Source organism: Bradyrhizobium sp. (genome assembly GCF_049519115.1).
Taxonomy (GTDB): domain Bacteria; phylum Pseudomonadota; class Alphaproteobacteria; order Rhizobiales; family Xanthobacteraceae; genus Bradyrhizobium.
In genome coordinates this window covers 42108-62617 of sequence record NZ_JBEKRB010000021.1, presented here as the reverse complement: position 1 = coordinate 62617, position 20510 = coordinate 42108, and the positions used below count along the sequence as shown (strand labels likewise).

The following is a 20510-nucleotide window of genomic DNA, read 5'->3' as shown; positions in this document are numbered from 1 at the left end:
TCATTTGGGTGCGTCTTAGGGTGCTCTTGTAAACGGGTGATGAATTGAGCCGCGCTCCTTTGGAGCTGCCGCTCAGTGATGGCTACGAGGGCGCTGAAAGCCGGCGCTGATTGTTCGCAACGTGCTCGCGGACTCTGGCGACTACCGCCGTCGGGCTGTGGCCGAAGATCAAGCTTGTTCCAGCTTCGGCAGAGGCGTTGATTTTCTCGGTGATCATCAGCTGTATCTCGGTCATCGCGTCAGGACCGCCTGAAATGATCTTCATCATTCTCAGGCCGATGACCTCGTTGGCTTCGATAGTGAGCCGAATAAAGGGTATGAGCACGGCGCCTCCTTCGCGAGGCGACTTGCCTGCTCAATCACAATACCGCCGCAGGCAGGAAAGTTCCCTCGAGGCGGTATTAAGCGCTTGCTGCGTTTGCGTGTGGCACAAATCAACACACAGCGCGCCGGCGTGAAGGCCGATCGCGTCAGGACTGTTGCCGGATTGGCTAATTGGGGCGCACCAGCGGAAATTCTGGTGCTCCCGACAAAAGCTAGGCTGCTTTCACTTTTTTGGGCCGTTGCACACGCTCATTCTCGACCTGCGTGTTGCGTACGGCCTCAGCCAGCATCTCGTACAGCTCAGCCTTGGTTTTCTTCGGTTCCCGCTTGGGAGGTTGCCACTGTGTCATCGCCCATATGTGGGGATGCCGGCGGCTGAATTAAACCCCCGCCGGGACCTTTCCTGGGCACGTTAACCCACGAGAATCCTGTCTCATTTCATCAAATAGTTGCCCAACACGTGGACCCAACGTGACGATCTGGGGTCGCTAAGCTGGTGCCAAAAGCGGGCCGCATGGCGGCTGCAAAATTGCCTTAAGCCAGTCATCGTTTCGGGCGGAGCGGGAGGCAACCATTGGGCTTGCGTCGTGAAGCGTATCGAGTGGAGTAGTGCCCGTGTCGAGTGAACTTCAAGCCAAACTTGAGAAGTACGAGCGCAAGGCCGCGCAGTACAAGAAGTCTGCCGAAGAAGCGACCGGTGAAGCGAACCGCGCGTTTTATCAGGGGCTGGCGCGTTACACCGACGACCTGGCGGCGAAATTCCGGCAAGTCATCGCCAAGCGGAACGACGCATCCCTGCCGGTCGAATGATCTTGCCTTGAGGCGGTCTCTTTGCTGTTCGCTCGAGGGCTTGGATCGGGCGATCTTTCCGCGCAGGTCGGTGCTCAGTTTGTCCAGTTCTTCTTTTGCAGCACGTCGAACCAGACGGCGAGGCTGATGATGAGCCCCTTGATGATCAGCTGATAAAACGAAGAGACGCCGAGCAGGCTCATGCCGTTGTTCAGAACGCCGATGATCAGCGCGCCGATGATCGTGCCGCCGATCGTGCCGGAGCCGCCCGCGAGGCTGGTGCCGCCAATCACCACGGCGGCGATGGCGTCGAGCTCGAACATGGTGCCGAGGTTGGGGGAGGCGCCGTTCAGCCGGGACGCCAAAAGAATGCCCGACAGCGCCGAGAGCACGGACACCACCACGTAGACGATCATTTTCGTTTGATAGACGTTGATACCGGAAAGCCGGGCCGCCTCTTCGTTGCCGCCGAGCGCATATAGCCTTCGGCCAAACCTCGTGCGGCCGAGAACGAAGATCGCAGCGCTGGCAATCACGACGAAGATCGCGACCGGTACCGGCAGGCCGTCGCTTGAGCCGAACACATAGGCCGCGAGTAATAATCCGGCCGCGGTCGCGACCACGCCGGGCAGGCTTCGTTCAAGCTGCGACGGCGTATTCGCTTTGCTCTTGTCGCGGGCTGCCCTGATGAGTGTAGTGGCGCCGATCAGCGCCGCGATCGCGAGCAGAACCAGCGTCGGCACCGGCGGGATATAGGCGCTGCCGAGCGCGGCAAAGGAGGGATCGGCCACCGGAACGGAGCTGCCGCCGGACAGCGACAGGGCGACGCCGCGCCCGATCGTCAGCATGCCGAGCGTGATGATGAATGGCGGGATGCGGTAATGCGCGATCCAGAAGCCGTTCCAAAGTCCGATGAGACCGCCGACGATCAACAGCGTGACGGGAACGGCGAGCCACGCGGCAAGTCCATATTGCATCAGCAGCGTCACGACCACGGCCGCGACGCCCACGACAGAACCGACCGACAGATCGATGCCGGCGATCAGGATCACCATCGTCATCCCGACGCCGATGATGCCGACGATCGTCACCTGTCGTGCCACGTTGGAGAGATTGCGGGCGGTGGGGAAGGTCGGATCGATCAGCGCCAGCCCCACCGTCAGCACCACAAGCGCGATCAGCGTCGCATTGGTCTTGATGAATTGAACTGCCCCATTGCGGTGCATGGTCGTTTACTTCTCCACCCGCCGCGCGCCGGTTGCCCATTCCATGATCACTTCCCGCTTCGCGTTCTCGCGCGCGAATTCCGAAACGATACGGCCCTCGTTCATCACCAGTATCCGATCGCTCATGCCAAGGGTCTCTTCGAGTTCGGAAGAAATGACGATAATCGCCACACCTTGCTCGGCGAGGGCGTTCAGGAGCTTGTGGATTTCGACCTTGGCGCCGATGTCGATGCCGCGGGTCGGCTCGTCCAGGATCAGGATCTTAGGCGTGGCATTGAGCCATCGCGCCAGCAGCACCTTTTGCTGGTTGCCGCCGCTCAGCGTTCCGACAAGGGCGTCGACGCTTGCCGCCCTGATGTCGAGCTGCGCGACGTACTGTTCGGTCAGCGCACGCTCCCTGCCGCTGTCGATGATCCCGACCGGCGGCGAGCTCACTGTCTGCAACGACGCGACGGTGGTGTTGAAGGTAATGGGCTGGCCGAGGAACAGGCCGAGCGCCTTGCGGTCTTCGGTCAGAAGCGCGATGCCGTGACGGATCGCATCAGCCGGCGAACGGATATCGACTGTCCTGCCTTCGATCAGCACCTCGCCATGGGTGGCCTGGGGAAAAGCGCCAAAGATTCCGGATACCAGTGTGGTCCGGCCCGAGCCCATCAGGCCGCAAAGCCCGAGGATTTCACCGCGATGGGCCGAGAGCGATACGTCCTTGACCTTGCGTTCGCCGGGCAAAGAAGGGTGATCGACGGCAAAATTTCGAACCTCTAAAACCTTTTCGCCGCGCTGACGCACGCTGTGCGGATACATCTCCTTGAGCTTGCGGCCGACCATCCTGGCGATGATCTGATCGAGCGTGATATCGGATATTGCGGCGGCCTCGCCGATCGTCCGTCCGTCGCGCAGCACCACGACGCGATCGGCAATCTCCGCGATTTCTTCCATCTTGTGCGAGATGTAGCACATGCAGACGCCGGCCTGCCGCAAGCCTCGGATCACCCGGAAAAGCTCCGCAACCTCCTTGTCCGACAGGGCCGATGTCGGCTCATCGAGGATGAGGATGCTCGCCTGCTTCGATAGGGCTTTCGCGATCTCGACCATCTGCTGCTTGCCGACCGCGATGTGCTTGACCCGGTCGGTGGGCTTGATGTCGACAATTCCCAACTCGCCGAGCAACGCTTCGGCATCAAGATTCAAACGGCGCCAATCGATGCCGCCGAAGGCGTTGGTCGGCTGGCGGTCGAGAAAAATGTTCTCGGCGACGGTGAGCTCAGTGATGAGATTGAGCTCCTGATGGATGACGGCGATGCCGGCATCCATGGCCTCGCGGGTGCCGCGAAACCTTTTCCTCTCTCCGTTGATGAAAATATCGCCCTGGTAAGAGGGATAGGGCCACACGCCGCCAAGTACTTTCATCAGCGTCGATTTGCCGGCGCCATTCTCGCCCATCAGCGCCAGAACCTCGCCGGCGCGGGCCTCGAAGGTGACATCGTCTAGCGCCCTGATGCCCGAAAATTCCTTGACGATGTGCTCCATCTTCAAAGCGGTTTGGGGCATGTGCGTCGCTTCAGACAATTCCGACAATCCCTCGCCCTACCAGCCGCCTATTTTCCGTAAACCTGCTTGTGGGTGTAAAACCCCTCCGCAATGATCGTCTGGTCGAGATTGTTCTTGTCGACCAGCACGACCTCCGTCACGAGTGTCGGTACGTCGACGGCGCCGTTGTTGATCGTCCGGTCGACCTTGAAGAGGGACTTCGCCTCCTTGTCGGGGTTGGTTGCGAGCTTCACCGCGATGTCCGCCGCGCTCTCGGCCAGCGGATCGATCTTCTTCCAGATGTCCACGGCCTGCTTGCCTTGCGCGACATACTGAATGTTGACGAGATCGGCATCAGAGCCGGCGACGAAAATCTTCTCGGCGCTGGCGAGCCCCTGTCCGTCGAGGGCGGCGATGACGCCTCGCGCCATGCCGGAGTTGTTGCAGATCACGGCGTCGATCTTGTTGCCGGACTTGGTCAAAAGATTTTCCATGGTCGCCATCGCTTTGTCGGGTGACCATCCCTCGTGCGACTGATCGGCGACGAGCTTGAGTTCGGGGTTTGCCTTGAGTACCTCGAGGACACCGCTGCTCATGGTATTTGCGTTGGAATCGCCGGGCTGTCCGCGGATCAGCACAACATTGCCTTTGACGGCGCCATATTTCGCCTTCAGCCATGCCACCATGGCTTCCGCCTGAAGCTTGCCGACCGCCCAGCTATCCTGCATCGCCATGGCGTCGAGCGGACCGTTGACCAGCATGGCGTCGTAACCGATCACCTTGACGCCGCTATTGCGGGCCGAGGTGACCATGCTGCCGGCGGTGCCGGTATTGACCGGCTGCAGCACGATCGCCTGCGCCCCGCGCGACAGCATGTTTTCGAATGCCGCCAGTTGCGTCTGTTCGTCGTTGTTGGCCGAATCGAAGATTACCTCGGCGCCAAGGGCCTTGGCCTTGGCGAGAAAGGCGGCCTTGTCGCGCTGGTAGCGCTCCTCCTGCATGGTCTTCAGGAGGAAGCCGATTTTGACCTTGTCGGCGGCCGCGGCCGGCCGGACGAGAGCCGGAAATGGAACAGCGAGCGAGGCAAGACCGCGCAACATGGTTCTGCGGTGAAAATCCATGGCGCTTCTCTCCCATACGGCCTATTTCCTAGCCGTTCCGGCTTTTGTTGCGTTCGATTGATCTATCGCAACTGCTTGGTCTGATCCAGCTTCCACTTGGCCGCAAAACCCTCTAATGGGGCGCATCGCAAGCAAAAGCCGAGGTCGCTAACCCCCTTGGAATCTCCACCCGAAGAATTTCCGCCGGAAACCTTGCCCGAGCCGGCTCCGCCCGCGCGCGAGCCGCTGTTGACGCTGCCGGGGGCGCTCACCGCCTATATTGTGCTGCTGGCGGTGCTCCATTTGCACGTGCTGCTGCCGGACGATCTCGAGAACTGGATTATCGACGTCTTCGGATTCATCCCCAAGCGTTACGACTTGACGCTGTTGGTTGACGGCATCCCCGGCGGGGAGGGCGCCAAGGTCTGGACCTTTGTGACCTATTCGCTGCTGCACGCCAATATCAGCCATATCGGTTTCAACGTCTTGTGGCTGTTGCCGTTCGGCAGCGCGCTGGCGCGCCGTTTCGGAAGCCTGCGGTTTTTCATCTTCATGGCGGTGACGGCGGCCGCCGGTGCGCTGGCGCATCTGGTGACCCACGAGCACGCGCTGGCGCCGATGATCGGTGCCTCAGCCTCGGTCTCCGGCGCCATGGCGGCCGCGATTCGCTTTGCCTTTGTGCGCGGCAGCTTTCTCTCCTTTGACCGCAGCGATGCGAACGCCGCCGCCAAGGTGCCCGCGCAGCCGTTGTGGCGCGCCTTGCGAGATCGCCGCGTGCTTTCCTTTCTCGCGATCTGGTTTGGCGTCAATATCGTGTTTGGTCTCGGATCGATTGCGATTGGCATAGAGGGCGTCAGCGTCGCCTGGCAGGCCCATATTGGCGGTTTTCTGGCCGGACTTTTGTTGTTTACCCTGTTCGATCCGGTCCCCCGCGCGGCATCCGATGCTGCAAGTGCGTCGTCCTGATTTTCTCTCCAGCTCGCTTGCGGGACCGAACGATTTCATTCATCATTTGCAAAACAGCGGCACGGCATAGGCCGTGATGTGCTTTTCAAGCCGTATCTGCAATCCAGGCGCCCGCAACTAAATCGGCGCTATACTGTTGTTTGAAGACTCAAAACTAAACCAAGAAGCGCTCGTTCAAGGGCGCGATCGGCTTCAAGGAGACGACAATGACGGTACGTGCCATTCTCGACACCAAAGGTCACCAAATCCAGAGCGTTCCGCCGGAGGAGAAACTTACGGCCGCGATCAAGATCCTGAGCGAGCGCAAGATCGGCGCCGTGCTGGTCATGAGCGCGGGCCGCATCGAGGGCATCTTGTCGGAACGCGACATCGTGCGCGTGCTGGGCGAGCGTGGCGCTGCCGTCCTCGATGAGCCCGTGAGCGCGGTGATGACGCGCAAGGTCGTGAGTTGCAAGCAGTCCGATACCGTCAGTGAGATCATGGAGATGATGACCCTTGGAAAATTCCGCCACCTGCCGGTCCTCGAGGGGGAGCGCGTGGTCGGCCTGATTTCGATCGGCGACATCGTCAAATGGCGGGTGCGGGAATACGAACACGAGCAGGAAGCGCTGCGCGAATATATCAAGACCGCCTGAGCGGTTCGCGGCGCTCGCGTGAACCCTTAAGGTTCTTCGTCGAGCGTCGTCGGCGGGATGACCGGCGTCGGGCCCAGAACCTCGATCACTTCCTGGATCGAGCCGATCGCACGCTCGGTGGCGCGCGTGCCATAGGCGATCAATTCGTCGGCGCGGTGAAAATCGAACCAGCCGATCTGACCGACCCGGGGCGTGATCAAGAGATCCGGCGGGTCGCCGGCGAGGCGAGCGCGGGTGATACGGTCCTGCATGATGTTGAAGGCGTCGACCATCACGGACGAAATGCCGGGCCGTCCGGCGCTGCCGAAAAATTCGCGTTTCACGGCACGTTCCGCCGAGAAGAACTTGCCGATGCCGCGTTTCGGCGGGGCGGCTTCGACGGCCTCTTCGCGTACCAAGGCGGACGCGCCATGCGAATAGATCGTGGTGGAGTGGGCAAAGATGTCGCTGGAGAGGTTGGCGGCGATCACGATTTCGGCGCCCAGCGCTCGCGCGGCGGAGACCGGCACCGGATTGACCAGCGCGCCGTCGACCAGCCAGCGGTCGCCGATCAGAACCGGCGCGAAGATGCCGGGCAGGGCATACGAGGCCCGCATCGCATCCACCACCCGGCCGTGGGTGACCCAGGTTTCGTGGCCGGTGCGAACCTCGGTCGCGACCGTAGCGAATTTCAACGGCAGGTCCTCGATCAGGGTTTGGCCCATCGCGGCCTCCAGCTCTGCGGCAAGCTTGTCGCCGCCGATCAGGCCCGAGCCGTTGAGCTTAAGGTCGAGATAGGAAAGGACACTGCGCGGTTGCAGGCCGCGCGCCCATTCCTCCAGCGTGTCGAGATGCCCGGCCGCAAAGGCGCCGCCGACCACAGCCCCGATCGAGGTGCCGACGACGACATTGGGGACGATGCCGTGGGCGATCAGCGTCTTGACGATGCCGATATGGGCAAAACCGCGCGCCGCTCCGCCGCCGAGCGCAAGTCCGATGACCGGTCGGCGGCCAGCGGTCTTGTCGCGGACGTCTCCGTTGTTCTGGCCTCGTCCAATCCAGTTATTAAACACGCTAAAAGCAATCTCGTTCTAATGGTCCGATAGGCGCGGGAAGGCTATCGCGAGACGGCCGCCCCCGCCAGAATGGCTGACAAGCATGGTTTATGCCGGGGTTGAGGGTGAGATTGTGACGGGACCGCGGCGAATCGGTATGAGTAACGGAAGTGGCCGGCGCCGGTTCCATCCCTTCTTGTTCGCCCAATGCAGGCTTGAATTTGCCGCGTTTTCAGTGAAAAGCATCCATCATGATCAGGGGAAGGCAGGGTAGCCGCAGGTGGCAGGGCGGGCGTTGGCGCGTGGCGCCGGCGTTTGCCGTGCTTTTGGGATTTGCGGTTTTAGGCCCCGTTTCGGCACAAATGTTCAGCGATCGGCCGCCACCGGTGCCGCCAGCGGCCGTCCCCGAGCCGCCCGCCGGACCCGCGATGAATTTGGCGCCAGCTACCGGTCCGGCATCTGTCCCGAATTTGCCACCGTCACTGACCGCGCCGCCCTCGGTTGCCGCGGTGCCGCCGGCCGTTCCAGCCCCGCCACCCGGCGCGGCCACGCCGAACCAGGCCGTGCTGGCGATGACGGCGCGTTTCGGCAAGGACCTGCCCGCGGTCACCGGCGGGCTGGTATGGCGCGTTTTTTCCGACCGGGCGGATGAGACCGGCAATATGAAATTGGTTCGCGAGGACCGTGGCGCGACGCCGAACGTCGTGCTGCCGCCCGGCAATTACGTCGTCCACGTCGCGCTCGGCCTCGTCAGCGCCATACGGCCGATGACGCTGAAGGCGGAGACTTACCGCGAAACCTTCATCCTTCCCGCCGGCGGCCTGCGCATCGAGGGCCGCGTCGGCGCCTCCAAGATTCCGCAGAACCAGATTTCATTTGCGATCTACAAGGGCAGCCAGTTCGAGGCGGGCGAGCGCGGCTCTCTCGTGCCGAGCGTCGCACCCGGCGACGTCGCATTGCTGCCGGAGGGCACCTACTACATCATTTCCAACTATGGCGATGCCAACTCCGTCGTGCGCTCGGACATTCGCGTGCAGGCCGGCAAGCTGACGGACGTTATCGTCACCCATCGCGCCGCCGTGATCACGCTCAAGCTCGTCAGCGACCGCGGCGGCGAAGCGCTGGCCAACACCGCGTGGTCGGTGATCACGCCGGGCGGCGACGTCATCAAGGAATCGATCGGAGCGTTTCCCAAGGTGATATTGTCGGAAGGCGAATACCGGGCGATCGCCAAGAACGAAGGCAAGGTTTACGAGCGTCCTTTCAACGTCGTTAACGGCGTCGACGGTGAGGTCGAAGTCGTCGCGCGCTGATTTTTGGACATGCTCTGTCATAGTTTCTAACGCGAACTAACCATCGCGCGATTTAAAACTGTCATAATCGCTGCGTCCCCTTCCTCCACGCGGAATTTTTACAGCCCTTTAAGCGCCGCTCGCATTGATGGCGCGCGCTAAGAATTGCGCGTTTGGGGAATGCCATGCTTGCTGCCAGGAAGTCGTCGGAAAAATCCGCACCTGAGATGTTCGATGATGTCCCGGTCCTGCAACGCAAGTGGCAGGCCGCGATGCGCCCGGGTGAAAAACTGCCGGCTTACGAAGCCGTGATGCTGGGAAGCCTCGGCCGGCTCGCCGATCACATCGTCCTGCTCAAGGACGGTCCGCAAGGCCTCTTGCTGTCGCTGGCCGCGATCCGCGACGCGGAAGGCCGCCCGTTCGATTTCCAGATCGTTCATCACAATGACGGCGCCGCGCGGCTGCTCAAGCTGCCGACGGTCGAATTGCTGTGGCAGCGGCTTGGCGGCGGACGCAGCCTTCTCAGCGCCGGTCATGTCGTTGAGCGTTTGCTGACGGTGGTCCGAAGCGACGAGGGGGACCGGTTTGAAATCGACAGCGACGACCGAAGCCTGAAATTGGGCGTGACGTCGGCGACATTCTCGCGCTGACAATTTCCGATGTCACTGCCTTGAAGCGGCGTGAAGCTTCATTCCGTCTGTTGTTCGACAACAATCCGATGCCGATGTGGGTGTTCGGCGCCGAGACCAACCGGTTTCTCGGCGTCAACGACGCAGCGATCCAGCATTACGGCTACGCTCGCGAGAAATTTCTCGCCATGAAGCTCGATGAAATCTGGCCCGAAGACGAGCGGATCAGCCACCAGGAATCGCTGCTGCATATCGGGGAGGCCTATCAGTCCACCCGTAACTGGCGGCACATCAAGGCCGACGGCAGCGAAATCCACGTGCTGACCTTCGGACGGCGGGTGACGTTCGACGGGCATGACGGCTACCTCGTCGCCATCGTCGATATCACCGAGCGGCGCCAGACCGAGGCCCACATTGCCTATATGGCCCATCACGACGGGCTGACCGACCTGCCCAACCGCGAATTCTACCAGGAGCGGCTGCGCGAGGCGCTGGTGGAAGCGCAAACCGGCAACAAACGCGTCGCGGTATTGTACGTCGATCGGGGAATGGGTATTGCGCGAAGCCTGCAGCGAGGCGGCCAAATGGCCTGATGAGGTCAAGGTCGCGGTCAACCTGTCGGCGGTACAGTTCCGCAGCCGCAATCTGGTCCAGGCCGTGATCTCGGCGCTGGCGCATTCCGGCCTGTCGCCGCGGCGGCTCGAGCTTGAGATTACCGAATCGGTGTTTCTGGCGGAAACCGAAGCCAATCTCGCCATCCAGCATCAGTTGCGCGAACTCGGCGTGCGCATCTCGATGGACGACTTCGGCACCGGCTATTCCAGCCTCAGCTACTTGAGAAGCTTCCCGTTCGACAAGATCAAGATCGACCGTTCCTTCGTCAAGGATCTCGCCGAGCGGCCGGATTGCGTCGCGATCGTGCGCGCGATCTCCGGCCTTGGCCGCAGCCTCAACATCACCACCACGGCCGAAGGCGTGGAGACAGTCGATCAGCTCGACTGGTTGCGCAACGAAGGCTGCAACGAGGTGCAGGGATTCCTGTTCAGCGCGGCCAAGCCGGCGGGCGAGGTCGCAGCGCTGTTATCGAGATTCGGCCGGCATGCCTCGCAGGCGGCTTAACCGAGAGCCTGCGCCGGTCCGCTCGGAAAAATCAGGCAGGTCGTCGTGCCGTGGGCAAGCAGGCGTCCCGCCCCGTCGGTGACGCGTCCCTCGGCAGTGCCGATCCGGCGGCCGCGGCTCAAGACCAGCCCTTCGGCCTTGACCTCGCCGGTTTCGGGCGTGATCGGTCGCAGCAATGAAATCTTGAATTCAAGCGTCGTCTGGCTCATGTCCTTTTCCAGCGTCGTTTGGACAGCAAGCCCCATGCAGCTGTCAAGCAGCGTCGCCGTCAGGCCGCCATGCACCGTGCCGGCCGGATTGAGGTGATCGGCGGTCGGCAGGATTGTAACGACGACGCGTCCGGCCTCGGCCTCGGTTACGTCATAGCCGAGGGTTTTGGCGATCGTATTCAGAGGCAACGTTCGGTTGGCGAGGCCTTGCACGAACTCCAGTCCCGTTATTTCCTTGCGTGCCTCCGGACTCACTGTTCCGTAGGTTCTTGCCGCGGCATTGTTCACAAGCGTCTCTCCTTGCGTTTTTCGATTTCATATTTTCGATGGCGCGTTTTACGGAACGCCGATGGCGGTCGACCGTAGAGCCGCGTGAACGCCGCGCGCATGCGTCTCGAGTGCGAAAACCCCGCGTGTCGTGCCACCTCGTTGACGGGTAGATCGGTGTCATCGAGCAGACGTTTGGCGCTCTGGATGCGAAGCGAGAGCGCGACCTGCAGCGGCGAGGCATCGAGCTGGTGCCCAAACAGCCGCGTGAGATGACGCGAACCAATTCCGAGTCTTGAGGCGAGGGTAGCTATGTTATCGTGGTCGAGCGCGCCCCTCTCGATCAGGTTCAGCGCGCGCTCAACCGTGGTCTGCGTGCCTTTCCAGGCCGGACAGAACGGCGCGCTCTCAGGCCGGCAACGCAGACACGGACGAAAGCCGGCGCGCTCGGCCGCAGCTGCGCTTGGATAAAAGCCGACATTGCGGGCAAATGGCGTTCGCGCCAGGCACACCGGCCGGCAAAAGACGCCGGTGGTCTTGACGGCGACGAAGACAACGCCGTCAAAAGCCGGATCGCGGCGCTGAAACGCTTCATATTGGGCGGCAAAGTCGAGCATCGCCGTCGCTATACAAGCGACCGAGCGGTTGGACCACCCGCTTGCCGTTGACCATGTCCGAAAACGACCGCTCGCTCCTGAACGGCGGGGTACGCGCTAAAACCGCGTCACGATCTCCGACAGCGCAGGCCGCGGCCGGTCCTCGCTCGGCTTTGACACCGTGCCGATGTGGATGAAGCCGGCGAGCTTTTCGTCCGCCTTCAATCCGAGGCCGGCGAGCACTTCGCGGTCGAAGGAAAACCACCCTGAAAGCCAGCAGGCGCCATAGCCGAGCGCGGTCGCCGCCGTCACGATGTTCATGGCGCTAGCGCCCGCCGACATCTCCTGCTCCCACGGCGGGACCTTGGGATGCGGTTTTGTGAAGCTGACGACACCGATGACCAGCGGGGCATCGGTCAGGCGCCGCTTCTCGACATCGATCTCGGCCGGCGACGCATTTGGGTTTTTCCGCGCAAAGACGCCGGCAATGACCCCTCCGGCGCGAACCCGCGCATCGCCCTCGAAAACAATAAAGCGCCATGGCGCGAGCTTGCCGTGATCGGGCACCCGCGCGCCGATCGTCAGAATGGTTTCAAGCTCGGCCGGCGAGGGGCCGGGGCCGCTCATCTCGCGCGGCTTGACGGAACGGCGGGTCTTCAGAAATTCCAGGGCGTCGGGCACGAAATGTCCTCTATGGATGGCGGTCGCACCGGCAGAGATAAGCGCGTCACCACGCGGGCGGAAGCGCTTTTAGAGCGATTATGAAGATCAGGCGAGTAGCGGTCCGATTCTAACATTTGCACGCTACCGTCGGAGGCACTTTTGCAAATGTTAGAATCAAAGGGCCACTAAAAATATAGGTCTCTAGTGGAGTTTCAGATTTGACATTCGCATTGCGAATTCCGGGCTACGGGATCGCGAATGTCAAATCTACTCCACTAGCCGCGCCCGCTTCACGTCCGGCGGCGTGGCTTCTTCGACAAGGGCCGCGATTGCCTCATCGGTGGTCGTCACTTTCTGCCCGTCGCTGCCCAACCGTCGCACCGAGACCGAATGCGTTTCGGCTTCCTTCTTGCCGACCACAAGAAGCGCCGGAATCTTCGCCAGCGAATGTTCGCGGACCTTGTAGTTGATCTTCTCGTTGCGCAGGTCGATCTCGACACGCAGGCCCGCGCGCCGCGCGGCGGCCGCGACCACCTTGGCGTATTCATCGCCTTCGGAAGTGATGGTGGTGACGACCGCCTGGATCGGCGCCAGCCAGAGCGGGAAGTTGCCGGCATAGTGCTCGATCAGGATGCCGATGAAACGCTCCATCGAGCCGCAGATCGCCCGATGCACCATCACCGGCGCCTTCTTCGAGCCGTCGGCGTCGATGTAGAAGGCGCCAAAGCGCTCCGGCAGGTTGAAGTCCACCTGCGTGGTGCCGCATTGCCAGTCGCGGCCGATCGCATCGCGCAGCACATATTCGAACTTCGGCCCGTAAAAAGCGCCTTCGCCCGGATTGATCTCGGTCCTGATGTGGTTGCTCTGGGCCTTGATCTCCTGCAGCACCGTCGCCATGACGCGTTCGGCATGGTCCCACATCGCATCGGTGCCGACGCGCTTTTCGGGACGGGTCGAGAGCTTGACCGTCAGCTCACCCTCGAAGCCGAAATCAGCGTAGGTCGACAGGATCAGCTCGTTGATCTTGAGGCATTCTTCCGCAAGCTGGGTTTCGGTGCAGAACACATGAGCGTCGTCCTGGGTAAATCCGCGCACCCGCATCAAGCCGTGCATGGCGCCCGATGCTTCGTAACGATGCACGATGCCGAATTCCGCCAAGCGTAGCGGCAGGTCGCGATAGCTCTTCAGGCCGTGCTTGAAGATCTGCACATGGCCAGGGCAGTTCATCGGTTTGAGCGCAAACCAGCGTTTGTCTTCGGCCTCATCGCCGGCGGATTGTGCCGCGAACATGTTCTCGCGGTACCAGTCCCAGTGGCCGGAAGTTTCCCACAGTGACTTATCGAGGATCTGCGGCGCGTTGACCTCGCTGTAATCGCCGGTCAGGCGGCGGCGCATATAGGCAATCAGCGCCTGGAAGATGGTCCATCCCTTCGCGTGCCAGAACACCACGCCCGGGCCTTCCTCCTGGAAGTGGAACAGGTCGAGCTCGCGGCCCAGTTTGCGATGGTCGCGCTTTTCGGCTTCCTCGATCTGCTTCAGGTAAGCATCGAGGTCTTCCTGCTTGGCGAAGGCTGTGCCGTAGATGCGCGTCAGCATCGGATTGTTGGAATCGCCGCGCCAGTAAGCCCCCGCCACCTTCATCAGTTTGAAGGCGTTGCCGATCTTCCCCGTGGAGGTCATATGCGGGCCGCGGCACAGGTCGAACCAGTCGCCCTGGAAATAGATCTTGATTGGCTCGTTGCCGGGAATGGCGTCGACCAGTTCGACCTTGAAGTTCTCGCCCTTGTCGCGGAAGACCTGCTTGGTCTTTTCGCGGTCCCAGACTTCCTTGGTGAAGGGCTTGTCGCGCGCGACGATCTCGCGCATTTTTTTCTCGATGGCCGCGAAATCTTCCGGCGTGAACGGCTCGTTGCGGAAGAAGTCGTAATAGAATCCGTTTTCGATCACGGGCCCGATCGTCACCTGCGTGCCGGGCCACAGCGACTGCACCGCTTCGGCGAGCACGTGAGCGGCATCGTGGCGGATCAGTCCGAGCGCGCGCGGATCGTCGCGGTTGACCAGCTCGATCTTTGCGTCATTCTCGATTGGATCGTTGAGATCGGCCAATTCGCCGTCCAGCGCCATTGCCACCGTACGTTTGGCGAGCGAAGGCGAGATGCCCTTGGCGATTTCCAGTCCGGTGGTGCTTTTGGGATACTCGCGCCTGGCGCCGTCCGGGAAGGTGAGGGTGACCTTATGCACGGGGTCGGCCGGCTTCAAATTCGTGAGGCTGTATTGGAATCCCGATGCGGGCGGATTCTTGTCGGACATGTTCGTCTCCTCAAAGCTCACTCCTGCGAACGAGCGCAGGTAAGCGGGATGGAGAGCGGTATAGCAGGGGAATCGGCCGATGCAATCGGTATGGGCCGACAAAATCGGCGGAATCGCCGCGGGTTTGAGCGCATCCTTTGGTTGTTGAACGTGGACTTGCGGAGGCGGACTTGTTAAGTTCGGATGCTCTCCCGTTTGTTCGACCGGCCTTCATTCATTCCCCATGATCGTGCGCGCCGTTGCTGCCCTCGTGCTGACCTGTGCGCTGACTTGTGGCGGGGCATCCGCAGTCTCATTGAAGCAACGGCCACAGGCGCCGAAGTCGCCCGAAGAGCCTATGGCATTCTATGTCGTCAAGGGCGCGCCCGGCGCCTGCGGCAGCGATTGCGACACGTGGATCGAAGCCGAAGGAAAGGTCGAGGCCGACACGGCCGCGCGTCTCAAGACATTTTTGGATCGCCTTCGTGATCGCAACCTGCCGATCTATTTCGCCTCTCCCGGCGGCAACCTCGATCAGGCCATCGCGATGGGGAACCTGCTTCACGGCAGGACCAGCGTTGCCAGGGTGGGGCGAGCCATGGTGCAGGAATGCGGCTTCGAGGCGCAGGACAGCGACGTCTGTGTCAAACTCAAGCGCTCGGGCCGCGAACTCCACGGCGATCTCTTCACCAGCGGTGCGATCTGTGCTTCGGCCTGTCCTTATGCCTTTTTCGGCGTCGCCGTCCATGAAGTCGCGCCGGATGCGATCCTGGCCATCCATTCGCCAAAGGTCATCCTCAACTTTCACGGGGGCCAGCCGGAGGCCTTCGTGATCGCCGCGGCGAACCAGCGCGGTCGCGAGCGTGCCGACCGCGTCGCTTCGGCCTACCTCGCCAAAATGGGAATCGATGCCGGACTGCTCGCGCTCACCAGGACCGTCAAGTTCGAAGACATTCACGTTCTCACGCGCGAAGAGATCGCGCGCTTCGGTATAGACCGCCGCGAGTTCGCCGAGACTGCCTGGCGGTTTGAGCGCGGTACGTTCAACATGGTGCGAAAGATCGCCACGGTGAGGGCGCCGGGTGAAACTTCTTTCAGGCTGATGCAATGGCGCGTTACCTGCTTCAATACGGATCGCTTCGCTTTGGACTTTCAGCGGCCGGTGCGCGCGGGTGCCTTGGTCGCGATCACGCATGGCGGTGCGAGCCCGGTCTATTTCAGTGGTCCATCGCTTGTGGGAAGCGCGTCCAACTTCGAGCAGTGGGGCATGCGATTGATACGGTCGCGATTGGATTCGCTGGTGGGTCAGCCCCAAATTGAAATCACAGAGACGGCGGTTGCTTCAGACGGGCGCATGCTCCCGCAAACCACCAAATTGTCCAACGAGGGTTGGGACGGCGCGCTGGAGAGATTGCTCGCGACCTGTCCACCGACGAGAGAGGCTGCGGCCGTCCGGTCGAGTGAGGCAGCTGCGAAGTAGCGCGATTTTTGTGTCTTGAGACGGAAAACGGACGACGTTCTCTCATGTGGCGCGCGACTTTCTTTCATGGATGCCGCTCTGCGTCCAACTAAATTCTTTGCTGCCCTTTCCATCGGCGTTCGGCTGGTCTAGATGCGCATGCATGCAAAAGCCGTCGTCCGACAGTCCGGTCCATCGCCGCTTTGCGCCGACCGTGCTGATGTTTGGGAATTTCGTCACCGGCTCATCGATCCTCGCGCCGGCGGGCATGCTGATCGAGCTGTCGTCCGATCTCGGTATCACCGTCCACACTGCCGGTCTTCTGGTGACGTTTGGTGCGATGGTGCTGTGTATCGGCTCGCCGCTGACGGCGTGGCTGACGAGCCGGATCGAGCGCCGTACCTTGCTCGCGGTCACGCTCGCCGTGCTTGCGCTCGGCAACGCGCTTTCCGCGTTTGCGCCGGGCTATACGACGCTTCTGCTCATCCGTCTTGTGATGCTGGCGGTCGGCGCCCTCTATACGCCGCAGGCCGCGGGCACGGCCGCGCTGATCGTGCCGGCGGAAAAACGCGGCGGCACGATTGCCTATGTGTTTCTCGGCTGGTCGCTGGCGGCCGCCGTCGGGCTGCCGTTGATCACCTTCATGGCCAGCCGTTATGGCTGGCGCGCGGCTTTTGGCGGCATCAGTGTCCTCGGGGCCTTGAGCTTTCTGCTCTTGATATGGCGGTTGCCCGCGGGCCTCGTCGGCGCGCCGGTCGATCTCAAGACATGGGCCGATCTGGCGCGTAATCGCGTGATCGTCGTGCTGCTTGTGATTACCACGCTATTGATGTCGGGCCAGTTCGCGGTCTTCACCTATATGGGGCCGCTATTGTCGCGGCTGACGCAGGTCGGCTCCGATGCAGTCGGACTGGTCTTTGCGATCTACGGCGTGTGCGGCTTTATCGGGATTGTCATTGTCAGCAGTGTAGTCGATTCCTGGGGGCCCTTGAAGACGTCGATGCTGTGCGTCGCGTTCGTGCTGGCCGGGATCAGCGGATGGGCGCTCTCCGCGGGCTTCTATCCGCTGATGGCGTGCTCGGCGGCGATCTGGGGGCTGGGGTTTGCCTCGAGCAATTCGATGCAACAGGTTCGCCTCGTGGCCGCGGCGCCTGAGCTCGCCTCCGCCTCGGTGTCGCTCAACACGTCGTTTCTGTATGTAGGGCAGGCGATCGGTTCGGGGCTCGGCGGCTTGTTGTATGCGCACGACCTGCTGCGCGGCATAGGCTATGCCGGCACCGCTTTTGTCGCGCTGGCGCTGACCACGGTGATTTTGACGCGGCGCTTTTCGGTGGCGAAAAGCTAACCGCGAAGTCTTCTATCGGCTGATCGAGCTATCGGCGTTGCTCGCCGCAAACCGCGTCAGCGCAGGGGTCAAGGCCATCTTGGCGAGAACTTCGCGTACCGGCCTGTCGGTCCATGCATGCGTGACGTAGTCGCGATGCGTCACGCCGTCAGGCGTTTTGACAAAGACGACGCTGCCCGGACGCAACGGGCCATCCATGTCGTCGGATACGGCGATGCCCTTGTCGCGGATCATCTGCATTAGTTCCTGATCGTGCCGCTGGGTGTAGCGGGTATAGGCGCTGACGAAGAATCCGGAGCGGTTGTTGGCGACCCAGGAGGCGAACTTGTCGAGCTCGCCATAGACCGCATCGAGCAGCACGACGCCGCGGACGCGATTGCCGACCCCGCCGACGTCGAGGCTCCAGGCGGTCGGGACGAAGCCGCCGCTATAGCCGACGATGACGATCGGCATATTGGCAAATGTCTTGGCCGCGTTCGGATCGCCGTAGAGCTTGGCGAGATGATCGGCCGATTCATTGATGAAGCGCTTGAGCCCGCCGGGCTGCCAGAATTTGCCGGCGCTGGAATCGGCGGCATCGACCGCGAGCTGCGGTGCGAGCAGCACGGCGTTGGCGCCTGAATCCGAAATCTGCTGCGGCAGCAGCTGCCGGTCGCGCACGTCACGTTCGAGTGTCGCGCCGTTGCCGTGGAAAAACACGACGATGACGCCGGGTTTGTTGACGTCGAAATGTTCTGGGACGTGCATCAGCACGCGGTTGTCGTTGAAGGTCTCGTCCTGCCAGTAGACGCGGCCGGAATAGCTGCGGTGGCCGTGACGGTCGCCATTGGCGACGTTGAGGAACGGCGTCTCGGTGCGTGGATTGTTGCCGTAATAGGGGAAGGCGGACGATTTCAATCCGATCAGGGCCGTTTGCTCTTCGTGCGCCGAACGCTGATAGGGCAGGGTCGGCGCCAGCGAAGCGACGCGATAAGGCTGCGTCTGGACGGTCCGCCGGGTTTGTGCGTCCGCCACGTTCGCCGGCCGCTGCTGCAAGCTTTCGGCGGCGGTGGGAAAGCGATCCTTGAATTGCGGCTGAGGGAAACGGTCGTCGAACGTATCGCTGGAGCCTTGCACGTTGGCGGCGAGCGAGCCGGCGCTGGGCGCCTTGCTGCATTGGATGAGCGTGAATGAGAGCGGGATGAGGGCCGAGAGGAGAGGGAGCCAGCGACGCTGTGGGATGGCGCGCGAACGCGCACGACGCGGCGATCCGGCTTTTTTAGCCGGCGTCACGCGAACATAGGTCTCAGATTTCGGATTGGCCCCGACCATCCACCCCTTTGCCCCAACCGCCGTAAGTCGCTAGTGCGGGTTCGGATTTGGCATTCGCTATGAGAACTCGCGAGCAACACCGAAGCGGATGCCAACTCCACCGCACTAGTGTTGCGGTGACGTTAATCTTCCGGAAATTTCTCCCCATTCCCGGAATGGTCCAAGCAACACGAAATCGTGTCCTGATTGTGGGCTCGCTGCCGGAAATGCACTGATAACGCCTAAAAAGGTATTCAAACACCAAAATCGGTGTGGATTTAAATTGTTACCCGCTCTCCTTGAATTGGCCGAAGCTGCCACGCACGATGTTAGCGGCAGGGCATGGGGCCCGACGTGCGGGCGAACATGGCGGCTTCAGAAACCCCGGCGTTGGGAGGCCGGCTCTCCGGCGGGTCGACGGTTTCGGTCGCGGTTGCAACCGCCATTGTCGTCGCCGACATGGTCGGCGTCGGTGTCTTCACCAGCCTCGGCTTTCAGGTCAAGGACATCCCTTCGGGCTTTGCGATCCTCGCGCTCTGGAGCGTGGGCGGCATCGTCGCGCTGTGCGGCGTGTTTTCCTACAGCGAACTCGGCGCGATGTTTCCGCGCTCGAGCGGCGAGTACAATTTTTTAAGCCGCGCCTACCATCCCGCTTTCGGTTTCGTCGCAGGTTTCGTGTCGGCCACCGTCGGCTTCGCCGCTCCGGTGGCGCTCGCGGCGATGGCGCTTGAGCAATATGGCCGGGCGATTTTCGCCGGCGCGCCGTCTTTGCTACTGGCGGTCGGCACGGTCTGGGCGGTGTCGCTGGTCCAGCTTACCGGCGTCAAGCACTCCTCGACCTTCCAGTTGATCTCGACCATCCTGAAGGTGGTGCTGATCACGGCCTTCCTGATCGCGGGCTTTGTCGTCGGCACGCCGCAAGCCGTGTCGTTCACGCCGCAAGAGAGCGACATCGGCTATGTCGCCAGCGCGCCGTTCGCGATCGGACTTGTTTTCGTGATGTATTCGTTTTCGGGCTGGAATGCCGCGACCTACATCATCGGCGAGCTGCGCGACGCCAGCCAGAATCTCCCGCGTGCCTTGTTTTCAGGCACGTTGATCGTTCTCGTGCTCTACGTGGCGCTCAACGCCGTATTCCTTCACAGCGCGCCGATCGACAAACTGGCCGGCCAACTCGATGTTGCCCGCATTGCCGGCACGTACATGTTCGGCGAGATCGGCGGGCGCATCGTCGGCGCGATGATCTGCATCGGGCTGATATCGTCGATCAGCGCGATGATGTGGATCGGTCCGCGCGTGATGATGACGATGGGCGAGGATATCCCGGCGCTCCGGGTTTTTTCCCGCAAATCGACGCAAGGCGCGCCGGCCTATGCCATCCTGTTTCAGCTCGCGGTCGCGACCTTGATGCTGTTGACCCGCAGCTTCGAGGCGGTGCTCGATTTCATTCAGTTCTCGCTGCTGTTCTGTTCGTTCTTCACGGTGCTCGGCGTGATCAAGCTGCGTATCACGCGGCCTGACTTGCCGCGGCCCTACCGCGCCTGGGGATACCCGGTCACGCCGATTATTTTCCTGCTCGTGACCCTTTTCATGATGTACTATCTTGTCGTCGAACGGCCGCTGCAGTCCTTTTTTGGTGCTCTGATTATGGTGTCAGGCCTTCTGATCTACCTCGTCTTCCGCAAAAAGGACGATTCCGGCCCCGCTGCGATCCCATCACCAACGCATACGACAGGTCGCAGCTAGTG

General features: G+C 61.8%; 18 protein-coding genes and 1 pseudogene. 9 read left to right on the top strand and 10 right to left on the bottom strand.

Features of this window, described 5'->3' with window-relative positions; all coding sequences use genetic code 11:
- Positions 1-82 precede the first annotated feature (82 nt).
- Complete coding sequence (locus ABSE61_RS17660) at positions 83-325, bottom strand: hypothetical protein (RefSeq protein WP_423872412.1); 243 nt, start codon at positions 323-325, stop codon at positions 83-85.
- A gap of 614 nt (positions 326-939) precedes the next feature.
- Between ABSE61_RS17660 and ABSE61_RS17655 the strand changes: the two genes are divergently transcribed.
- A complete protein-coding gene (locus ABSE61_RS17655) occupies positions 940-1134 on the top strand; it encodes a hypothetical protein (protein WP_423872411.1) in 195 nt (64 codons plus the stop codon).
- Between the two features lie 74 nt (positions 1135-1208).
- On the opposite strand, the gene ABSE61_RS17650 is transcribed toward ABSE61_RS17655, so the two are convergent.
- Genes ABSE61_RS17650 through ABSE61_RS17640 form a run of 3 tightly spaced genes read right to left on the bottom strand, consistent with a single transcriptional unit; the run spans position 1209 to position 4990 of the window.
- Positions 1209-2339, bottom strand: coding sequence for a sugar ABC transporter permease (locus tag ABSE61_RS17650; RefSeq protein WP_423872410.1), 1131 nt, complete (start codon positions 2337-2339; stop codon positions 1209-1211).
- A gap of 6 nt (positions 2340-2345) precedes the next feature.
- The gene (locus ABSE61_RS17645) at positions 2346-3890 is read right to left on the bottom strand and encodes a sugar ABC transporter ATP-binding protein (protein ID WP_423872409.1); all 1545 of its coding nucleotides are present in this window, start codon (positions 3888-3890) and stop codon (positions 2346-2348) included.
- Between the two features lie 47 nt (positions 3891-3937).
- A complete protein-coding gene (locus ABSE61_RS17640; RefSeq protein ID WP_423872408.1) occupies positions 3938-4990 on the bottom strand; it encodes a sugar ABC transporter substrate-binding protein in 1053 nt (350 codons plus the stop codon).
- Positions 4991-5146: 156 nt separating this feature from the next.
- Here ABSE61_RS17640 and ABSE61_RS17635 point away from each other — a divergent pair, with 156 nt between their 5' ends.
- Both ABSE61_RS17635 and ABSE61_RS17630 read left to right on the top strand, forming a co-directional pair.
- Positions 5147-5935 carry a rhomboid family intramembrane serine protease gene (locus ABSE61_RS17635; RefSeq protein WP_423872407.1) on the top strand — a complete coding sequence of 263 codons (789 nt, stop codon included), beginning with the start codon at positions 5147-5149 and terminating at the stop codon, positions 5933-5935.
- Between the two features lie 206 nt (positions 5936-6141).
- Positions 6142-6570, top strand: a complete 429-nt coding sequence (locus tag ABSE61_RS17630; protein WP_423872406.1) for a CBS domain-containing protein — start codon at positions 6142-6144, stop codon at positions 6568-6570.
- 26 nt (positions 6571-6596) lie between these two features.
- Here the strand turns inward: ABSE61_RS17630 and ABSE61_RS17625 are convergent, their stop codons facing one another.
- Positions 6597-7622, bottom strand: a complete 1026-nt coding sequence (locus ABSE61_RS17625) for a patatin-like phospholipase family protein (RefSeq protein WP_423872405.1) — start codon at positions 7620-7622, stop codon at positions 6597-6599.
- 233 nt (positions 7623-7855) lie between these two features.
- Between ABSE61_RS17625 and ABSE61_RS17620 the strand changes: the two genes are divergently transcribed.
- The 3 genes and pseudogenes from ABSE61_RS17620 to ABSE61_RS17610 form a co-directional block, all read left to right on the top strand.
- Positions 7856-8917 carry an RgsD C-terminal domain-containing protein gene (locus ABSE61_RS17620; RefSeq protein ID WP_423872404.1) on the top strand — a complete coding sequence of 354 codons (1062 nt, stop codon included), beginning with the start codon at positions 7856-7858 and terminating at the stop codon, positions 8915-8917.
- Between the two features lie 164 nt (positions 8918-9081).
- A complete protein-coding gene (locus ABSE61_RS17615) occupies positions 9082-9546 on the top strand; it encodes a hypothetical protein (RefSeq protein ID WP_423872403.1) in 465 nt (154 codons plus the stop codon).
- A gap of 23 nt (positions 9547-9569) precedes the next feature.
- Positions 9570-10644 (top strand): annotated as a pseudogene (locus ABSE61_RS17610) (EAL domain-containing protein); the annotation flags it as partial.
- On the opposite strand, the gene ABSE61_RS17605 reads toward ABSE61_RS17610, so the two are convergent.
- The 4 genes from ABSE61_RS17605 to thrS all read right to left on the bottom strand — a co-directional run bounded on the left by ABSE61_RS17605 (position 10641) and on the right by thrS (position 14689).
- Complete coding sequence (locus ABSE61_RS17605; RefSeq protein ID WP_423872402.1) at positions 10641-11141, bottom strand: PaaI family thioesterase; 501 nt, start codon at positions 11139-11141, stop codon at positions 10641-10643. The pseudogene ABSE61_RS17610 and the gene ABSE61_RS17605 overlap by 4 nt on opposite strands.
- Entirely contained in the window at positions 11138-11737 is a 600-nt protein-coding gene (locus tag ABSE61_RS17600; protein ID WP_423872401.1) for a bifunctional transcriptional activator/DNA repair enzyme AdaA, read from the bottom strand. Before ABSE61_RS17600 ends, ABSE61_RS17605 begins: the two co-directional genes overlap by 4 nt.
- A gap of 96 nt (positions 11738-11833) precedes the next feature.
- On the bottom strand, positions 11834-12397 hold the full coding sequence (locus tag ABSE61_RS17595) for a nitroreductase family protein (protein WP_423872400.1): 564 nt from the start codon (positions 12395-12397) through the stop codon (positions 11834-11836).
- A 249-nt stretch (positions 12398-12646) separates the two neighbouring features.
- Positions 12647-14689 (bottom strand): threonine--tRNA ligase, encoded by a 2043-nt coding sequence (gene thrS / locus ABSE61_RS17590; RefSeq protein ID WP_423872399.1) that lies wholly within the window; start codon positions 14687-14689, stop codon positions 12647-12649.
- Positions 14690-15026: 337 nt separating this feature from the next.
- Here thrS and ABSE61_RS17585 point away from each other — a divergent pair, with 337 nt between their 5' ends.
- Together ABSE61_RS17585 and ABSE61_RS17580 are read left to right on the top strand one after the other, a co-directional pair.
- Entirely contained in the window at positions 15027-16148 is a 1122-nt protein-coding gene (locus ABSE61_RS17585; protein WP_423872398.1) for a hypothetical protein, read from the top strand.
- 142 nt (positions 16149-16290) lie between these two features.
- The gene (locus tag ABSE61_RS17580) at positions 16291-17472 is read left to right on the top strand and encodes an MFS transporter (protein WP_423872397.1); all 1182 of its coding nucleotides are present in this window, start codon (positions 16291-16293) and stop codon (positions 17470-17472) included.
- Positions 17473-17484: 12 nt separating this feature from the next.
- On the opposite strand, the gene ABSE61_RS17575 is transcribed toward ABSE61_RS17580, so the two are convergent.
- Positions 17485-18783: an alpha/beta hydrolase gene (locus ABSE61_RS17575; RefSeq protein ID WP_423872396.1), complete on the bottom strand. Its 1299-nt coding sequence runs from the start codon at positions 18781-18783 to the stop codon at positions 17485-17487.
- A 345-nt stretch (positions 18784-19128) separates the two neighbouring features.
- Here ABSE61_RS17575 and ABSE61_RS17570 point away from each other — a divergent pair, with 345 nt between their 5' ends.
- Entirely contained in the window at positions 19129-20508 is a 1380-nt protein-coding gene (locus ABSE61_RS17570) for an APC family permease (protein ID WP_423872395.1), read from the top strand.
- Positions 20509-20510: the final 2 nt, after the last annotated feature.

Bases quoted from the DNA above. Each gene is read 5' to 3' on its own strand.
- ABSE61_RS17650 (WP_423872410.1), bottom strand. From the start codon at position 2,339: ATGCACCGCAATGGGGCAGTTCAATTCATCAAGACCAATGCGACGCTG.
- ABSE61_RS17645 (WP_423872409.1), bottom strand. From the start codon at position 3,890: ATGCCCCAAACCGCTTTGAAGATGGAGCACATCGTCAAGGAATTTTCG.
- ABSE61_RS17640 (WP_423872408.1), bottom strand. From the start codon at position 4,990: ATGGATTTTCACCGCAGAACCATGTTGCGCGGTCTTGCCTCGCTCGCT.
- ABSE61_RS17630 (WP_423872406.1), top strand. From the start codon at position 6,142: ATGACGGTACGTGCCATTCTCGACACCAAAGGTCACCAAATCCAGAGC.
- ABSE61_RS17620 (WP_423872404.1), top strand. From the start codon at position 7,856: ATGATCAGGGGAAGGCAGGGTAGCCGCAGGTGGCAGGGCGGGCGTTGG.
- ABSE61_RS17615 (WP_423872403.1), top strand. From the start codon at position 9,082: ATGCTTGCTGCCAGGAAGTCGTCGGAAAAATCCGCACCTGAGATGTTC.
- ABSE61_RS17600 (WP_423872401.1), bottom strand. From the start codon at position 11,737: ATGCTCGACTTTGCCGCCCAATATGAAGCGTTTCAGCGCCGCGATCCG.
- thrS (WP_423872399.1), bottom strand. From the start codon at position 14,689: ATGTCCGACAAGAATCCGCCCGCATCGGGATTCCAATACAGCCTCACG.
- ABSE61_RS17585 (WP_423872398.1), top strand. From the start codon at position 15,027: ATGGCATTCTATGTCGTCAAGGGCGCGCCCGGCGCCTGCGGCAGCGAT.
- ABSE61_RS17580 (WP_423872397.1), top strand. From the start codon at position 16,291: ATGCAAAAGCCGTCGTCCGACAGTCCGGTCCATCGCCGCTTTGCGCCG.
- ABSE61_RS17575 (WP_423872396.1), bottom strand. From the start codon at position 18,783: ATGGTCGGGGCCAATCCGAAATCTGAGACCTATGTTCGCGTGACGCCG.
- ABSE61_RS17570 (WP_423872395.1), top strand. From the start codon at position 19,129: ATGGCGGCTTCAGAAACCCCGGCGTTGGGAGGCCGGCTCTCCGGCGGG.